The 6,571-nt window shown below is 68.5% G+C and carries 4 protein-coding genes; 2 read left to right on the top strand and 2 right to left on the bottom strand.

Annotated elements, in window-relative coordinates; translation table 11 throughout:
- Nucleotides 1–1,180: cysteine desulfurase family protein (locus E3T40_RS14700; RefSeq protein ID WP_134544471.1), on the bottom strand; the 1,180-nt coding region annotated here is incomplete at its 3' end.
- A gap of 95 nt (nucleotides 1,181–1,275) precedes the next feature.
- Between E3T40_RS14700 and glgX the strand changes: the two genes are divergently transcribed.
- Entirely contained in the window at nucleotides 1,276–3,318 is a 2,043-nt protein-coding gene (glgX, locus tag E3T40_RS14695; protein ID WP_104169883.1) for a glycogen debranching protein GlgX, read from the top strand.
- Between the two features lie 46 nt (nucleotides 3,319–3,364).
- A complete protein-coding gene (gene ybaK, locus E3T40_RS14690) occupies nucleotides 3,365–3,859 on the top strand; it encodes a Cys-tRNA(Pro) deacylase (protein WP_198411422.1) in 495 nt (164 codons plus the stop codon).
- Between the two features lie 58 nt (nucleotides 3,860–3,917).
- Here the strand turns inward: ybaK and glgP are convergent, their stop codons facing one another.
- Complete coding sequence (gene glgP / locus E3T40_RS14685; protein ID WP_104195182.1) at nucleotides 3,918–6,491, bottom strand: alpha-glucan family phosphorylase; 2,574 nt, start codon at nucleotides 6,489–6,491, stop codon at nucleotides 3,918–3,920.
- Nucleotides 6,492–6,571 lie beyond the last annotated feature (80 nt).

Below are 6,571 nucleotides of genomic sequence, written 5' to 3'. Positions count from 1 at the left end.
GGCCCGGCATCCGGTCGGCCAGGCCGGCCCGGGCCGCCCGGGCGTGGGCGGCCGGGAGGGCGGCGATCAGAGCGTCGACGTCGGCCTCGGTGTTGGTGCGGCCGAGGGTGATCCGCAGGGCGCCGCGCGCCTCCACTTCGCTGCGGCCCATGGCGCGCAGCACGTGGGAGGGCTCGGCCACGCCCGCCTGGCAGGCGGACCCCGTGGACACCGAGATGCCCGCCACGTCGAGCAGGAACAGGAGCGAGTCACCCTCGCAGCCCGGGAAGCTGAAATGCGCGGTGCCCGGCAGATGGTTTTGCGGGTCCGGGTCGCCGTTCACCACGACGGAGGGCACGGCCGCGGAGACGCCGACGACGAGGCGCTCGCGCAGCGCGGAGATCCGCGCGTTCTCCGCCGGAAGGTCGTGCAGGGCGTTTGCCGCGACCGCGAACGCGACGGCCGCCGCGACGTCCTGAGTGCCGCTGCGTACCTGACGCTGCTGCCCGCCGCCGTGCAGCAGCGGCTCGACCGTGGCCCGACGCGAGAGGGCGAGCGCCCCGATCCCCACCGGGCCGCCAATCTTGTGTGCCGAGACACTGAGCGCGGCCACGCCGGCCTGACTGAGGGCGTGGAAATCGATCGGAACGTGGCCGTACGCCGCCACCGCGTCGACGTGCACCGGGATGCCGTGCGCCGCGGCGAGCGCGGCCACCTCGGCGACCGGCTGCAGGGTTCCGACCTCGTTGTTGGCGCTGAGACAGGTGACCAGGGCGATGTCGTCGGGGTTCGCGGCGATGGATTGGGCAACCGCTGCCAGATCGATCCGGCCGACGGCGTCCAGCGGCAGCCACTCGACCACGGCTCCCTCGTGCCGATCGAGCCACTCGACCGTGTCCATGGTGGCGTGGTGCTCACCTCCGGGAACGAGGATGCGGGTGCGCGGCTGCCTGGCCCAGAACAGCCCCTTGATGCCGAGGTTGATCGCCTCGGTGCCGCCGCCGGTGAAGACTACCTCGATCGGGTCGCAGCCGAGGCTGGCGGCGACCTGCTCGCGGGCCTCCTCGAGCATCCGTTTTGCGTTCTGACCCTGGCTGTGAACGGATGCGGGATTGCCCACCACCCCCGTCGCCCGAACGTAGGCGTCAATGGCTTCGGGCAGCATGGGGGTGGTTGCCGCATGGTCCAGATAGATCGCCATCTCGCTCCTTTCGCGCTCGCTCGAGTTTCGCCAGGTCCCACCGGCGGGTCTCCTGGTGGTAAAACACGGCTTCTGTACTCATTACTCTAGAACGCATGACCCCGCCTGATCCCCTGCGCAGCCTCGGCGTGCGAGTCACGACCCACGGCGGCGAACTCCGCGTGTGGTCGGAGACCGCCGACGCCATCGACCTGTGCATCTTCGACGCCACCGACCCCCACTGGATCATCAAGACCGTGCCCATGGTCAAGGATGAGCACGGCGTCTGGTCCGGACACTCCCGAACCCTCTCCCCCGGACGCCGCTACGGCATCCGCGTCTCTGGTCCCACCGCCCCCCGCAACTCCTTCCACCCCGAGAAGACACTGATCGAACCCTATTCCCGGGGACTCGTGCGGGTCGGCCCCGACCAGTGGCAGTCTTCCGTAGTCGACGGCGATTTCGACTGGGCCGGTTCGGTCAAACCGAGGATCGCCCTGGACCACACCGTGGTCTACGAGGCCCACGTTCGCGGCCTCACCAACCTCAGCCCCTCGGTGCCGGCGAACCTCCGCGGCACCTATGCGGGCCTTGCCCACGAGTCGACCATCGGCTACCTGAAGAACCTCGGCGTGACCAGCGTCGAACTGCTGCCGGTGCAGGCGTTCGTGTCCGAGCAGCGCCTGATCAAGCAGGGTCTGAGCAATTATTGGGGTTACAACACCTTCAACTTCTTTTCACCGCACGCCGACTACGCCACCCAGAAGTCCCAGGCCGCCGGTCCCGAAGCGGTGCTCCGGGAATTCAAGGGCATGGTCAAGCTCCTGCACGAGGCCGGCCTCGAGGTCATCCTCGACGTGGTCTACAACCACACCGCCGAGGAGGGCCCGAACGGCCCCGTCAGCAGCCTCCGCGGCATCGACAATGCCGCCTACTACCGGCAGAACAGCGCCGGCGGATACATCGACGTCACGGGTTGCGGCAACACCCTGAACGTCTCCCACGACGTTCCCCGCCGACTCGTGCTCGACTCGCTGCGCTACTGGGCGAACGAGGTGCAGATCGACGGTTTCCGCTTCGACCTGTCGGCCACGCTCGCCCGGGACGAGAACGTCGACTTCCAGGCGGACAGCCCGCTGCTCGCCTCGATCACGGCCGACCCGGAACTCTCGACGGTCAAGCTGATCGCCGAGCCCTGGGACATCGGGATGGGCGGCTGGCAGACCGGCAATTTCCCGGACGGCTGGACCGAGTGGAACGACCGCTACCGCGACCGCATGCGTTCGTTCTGGCTGACCGACCTGGCGGCCGCCCGCGACGGGCACGCCGGGAGCGGGATCGGGCGCTTTGCGACCCGCCTCGCAGGTTCCGCGAACACCTTCTCCCGGGAGCGCGGCCCGCTCGCCTCGCTCAACTTCATCACGGCCCACGACGGTTTCACGATGGCCGATTTGACCTCGTACAACGTCAAGCACAACGTTGGCAACGGGGAGTCGAACCGCGACGGCACCGACTCCAACAACTCGTTCAATCACGGCGCGGAGGGTCCGACCCGGGACCGGGACATCCTGACCGCCCGGCGCAAGGCCATGCGCAACCTGCTCGCGACCCTGCTGCTGTCGGCCGGCGTGCCGATGATCACCGCGGGCGACGAATTCGGTCGCAGCCAGCGCGGCAACAACAACGCCTACTGCCACGACAGTGAGCTCACCTGGTTGAATTGGGACCTCGACGACTGGCAGGAGGACCTGCACCGGGTGACCCGGCGCCTGCTCCAGCTGCGCCGCGAAAACCCGGCGCTGCGCCCGGTACGGTTCGGACGCCCCGGTGAGACGACCCTCAGCGCCAGCGAAATGAACTGGTACAACGCGGAGGGCCGGTCCATGTCCGAGGACGACTGGCACTCGTCCGATGAGCGCACTCTGCAGTACCTGGCGGCGAGCACCCCGGAGCACGAGGATTTCAACCGTATCCTGCTGATCGTGCAGGGCCGTGAGGAGGAGGTGACGGTGACACTGCCCCTGCACACGGGCGTCACCTCGTACTCGCTGCTCTGGGATTCCAGCCACGACGACCTGAGCGACGCCGTCATCGAGCACGCCCCCGGCGACCAGTTCCTCGTTCCGGCCGCCTCGATGCAGCTGCTCCGGGCGCACTGAGCGTGGGCAAAGGGACCATGAGAAACCGGACCGGGGGCCGCTGACCGTGGCCAAACGGGTGGAGGGAAGCGCCGGTACTCCGGCGACGGTGGCGCTGGTGCGCGCCGGCATCCCGTTCACCCCGCACGCCTACCCGCACGAGGCGTCGTCGACGAGTTTCGGCCTGGAAGCGGCGGAGAAACTCGACGTCGCCGCCGGTCGGGTGTTCAAGACCCTGCTGACGGATGTCGACGGCCGGCTGGTCGTCGGCGTCGTGCCGGTCACCGGCCAGCTCGACCTCAAGGCTTTGGCCACCGCCGTGGGTGCAAAGAGGGCCGTGATGGCAGACCCGTCGCTCGCCGAGCGCAAGACCGGCTACGTGGTGGGCGGTATCAGCCCGATCGGCCAGAAGAGCCGGCTCACGACCGTGGTCGACGAGAGCGCCCTGACGTTTGACACCGTCTTCGTCTCCGGCGGGCGCCGCGGTTTTGACATCGAGCTGACGCCGGCCGATCTGGCCCGGGCCGCCTCCGCGGTCTTCGCGGCGATCGCGCGCCCGTAACCGCACGAAAAAACACCTCCGTCGGAACGAAGGTGCTTTTTCGTGAGGCCGGTCAGCGCTAGCCGGCGACGGCGATCAGACCCATCTCGGCGGGGCTCACCAGAAGCTCGTTGTGCGGCACGACCCGCACCGTGTAGCCGAATGCGCCACCACGGTCGAGTTCTATCGTGCCGGTGAAGAGCGTCGGCGTACTGGCATCCGTCGCACCGGTCCCCAACGGTTCCGTATTGAGCGGCAGGGTGTTGACGTCACTCAGGTCGTCATTGGTGAGGCTCTTGCCGTAGACGACCTCGACGGTGACGTCCTCGGGCGCAAGACCGTTCAGCTGCACGTGTGCGCGGAGGTGCAGTTCGTCGCCGACCTGCGGCACCGGGGCGACGCCGCCGGATTCGACGTGGGTCACGGCGACGCCGGGCCAGGCCGAGACGATCCGCCCCTTCCAGGCGGCCAATTCCCGGGCGGCCCGGTAGTTGTTCTCGGACAGGCGGGCCTCGGCCGTGCCGGCAGGCCGGTACAGCTCCTGCACGTACTGGCGCACCATCCGACCGGCGTTGAGTTCCGGTGAGAGCTTCGCGAGCGTCTGCCGAATCGAGGAGACCCAGCGTTCGGGCACTCCGTCGGCGTTGCGGTCGTAGAACTTCGGTGCGACCTGGTGCTCGATCAGCTCGTACAGCGCGTCCGCCTCGAGCCGGTCACGTTCGGCCGCGTCACCGGCGGCGTCTGCGGTGGGGATCGCCCAACCGTTGTTGCCGTCGTAGTATTCCGGCCACCAGCCGTCGAGGATCGACAGGTTGAGGGCGCCGTTGAGGGCCGCCTTCATGCCGGACGTGCCGCACGCCTCGAGCGGGCGCAGCGGATTGTTGAGCCAGACATCCGTGCCTGGGTACATCAGCTGGGCCATACCGATGTTGTAGTCGGGCAGGAACGCGATCTTGGTGCGCAGCGCCGGGTCGGCCGCGAACTGCACGATCCTCTGGATCAGGCGCTTGCCCTCCTCGTCGGCCGGATGCGATTTGCCTGCGATTACGATTTGGATCGGGTGTTCGGAGTGCAGCAGCAGCGCGCGCAACCGCTCGGGGTCGTGCAGCATCAGGGTCAGACGTTTGTAGGTCGGCACGCGGCGGGCGAACCCGATCGTGAGAACGTTCGGGTCGAAGACCCGCCCGATCCAGGACGGCACGATGCCGCCCGGGTTCTGGCCCTCCCAGGCCGCGGCGATCCGTCGGCGGGCGTCCTCGACGAACTGCAGGCGCATCTGGCCGCGCACCTGCCACAGGTCCGTGTCGGACACGGCGGGCGACGCCCAATCGGCGTCGGACGTGTCGCTGGTGCCCAGACGGCTCTGCGCGAGCGCGAGAAGGGCCGGGTCGGTCCAGGTGGGGGCGTGCACACCGTTCGTGATCGAGGCGATCGGCACGTCGTCGGCGTCGAAACCTGGCCATAGACCCTTGAACATCACCCGGCTGACCTCGCCGTGCAGCTTCGAAACGCCGTTGGCGCGCTGCCCCAGTCGCAGGCCCATCAGGGCCATGTTGAAGACGTCCGGATTGCCATCCTGAAAGTTCTCCGCGCCGAGGGCGAGGAGGTCGTCGACGGCGACGCCCGGAAGCAGGTCGGTCTCGAAGTAGCGCCGCACCAGGCTGCGCTCGAACCGGTCGATGCCGGCGGCGACCGGCGTGTGGGTCGTAAACACCGTTCCGGCCCGGGCCACCTGCAGCGCCTCCGAAAAACTGAGCCCCTCGCCGATCAGGCTGGAGATGCGCTCGAGGCCGAGGAAACCGGCGTGACCCTCGTTGGTGTGGAACACCTCAGGGTCGGCCTGGCCGTTGAGGCTGCTCCACTTCTTCACGGCGCGGGCGCCGCCGATGCCGAGCAGCAGCTCCTGCAGCAGACGGTGTTCGCCGCCGCCGCCGTACAGGCGGTCGGTGACCAGTCGCAGGTCGTCGGTGTTCTCGGGGATGTCGGTGTCGAGCATCAAGAGCCGGATGCGACCGACCATCGCCTGCCAGACCCGCGCGTGCAGGGTCCGGTCGTCGGGAAGTGCGAGGGAGACCTGCACGGGCGAGCCGTCGGCCCGGCGCAGCACCGACAGCGGCAGGCCGTCGGGGTCGAGCAGCGGGTAGCTCTCCAGCTGCCAGCCGTCGGGTGAGATGGCCTGGCTGAAGTACCCGGCACGGTAGAACAGGCCAACACCGACCAGCGGCACGCCAAGGTCCGAGGCGCTCTTCAGGTGGTCGCCGGCGAGGATGCCGAGGCCGCCCGAGTACTGCGGCAACGCGGCGGCGATGCCGAACTCCGGGGAGAAATAGGCGATGGATGCCGGCTTGTCGCCCTCGAGCCCCTGGTACCAGCGGGGCTTCTCGAGGTACTCGCGCAGTTCGTCGCGGGTGGCGTTCGCCCACGCCACGTAGTCGTTGTCCTGGGCGAGGGCTTCGAGGCGGGCCGTGTCGACGGCCCCCAGCAACGCGACCGGGTCGGTACCGCTCTCACGCCACAATTCGGGGGCGATGTGCTCGAACAACTGGCGGGTCGGCTCATGCCAGGACCAGCGCAGGTTGCCGGCAAGCTCGTCGAGCGCGGCGAGCGACTCGGGCAGCACGGTTCGGACGGTAAATTTGCGGATCGCTTTCACATCCTCAGCCTAGGCGCGTGGCGTGTCCGGCGGGTGAATAGAGGCAGCATTACACCCCCAATCCGCGCTACGGTCAGTAG

It is taken from the genome of Cryobacterium sp. TMT1-19 (assembly GCF_004403055.1).
Taxonomy (GTDB): domain Bacteria; phylum Actinomycetota; class Actinomycetes; order Actinomycetales; family Microbacteriaceae; genus Cryobacterium; species Cryobacterium sandaracinum.
The sequence above is the reverse complement of the archived record's forward strand: the minus strand, read 5'-3'. Positions and strand labels throughout refer to the sequence as shown.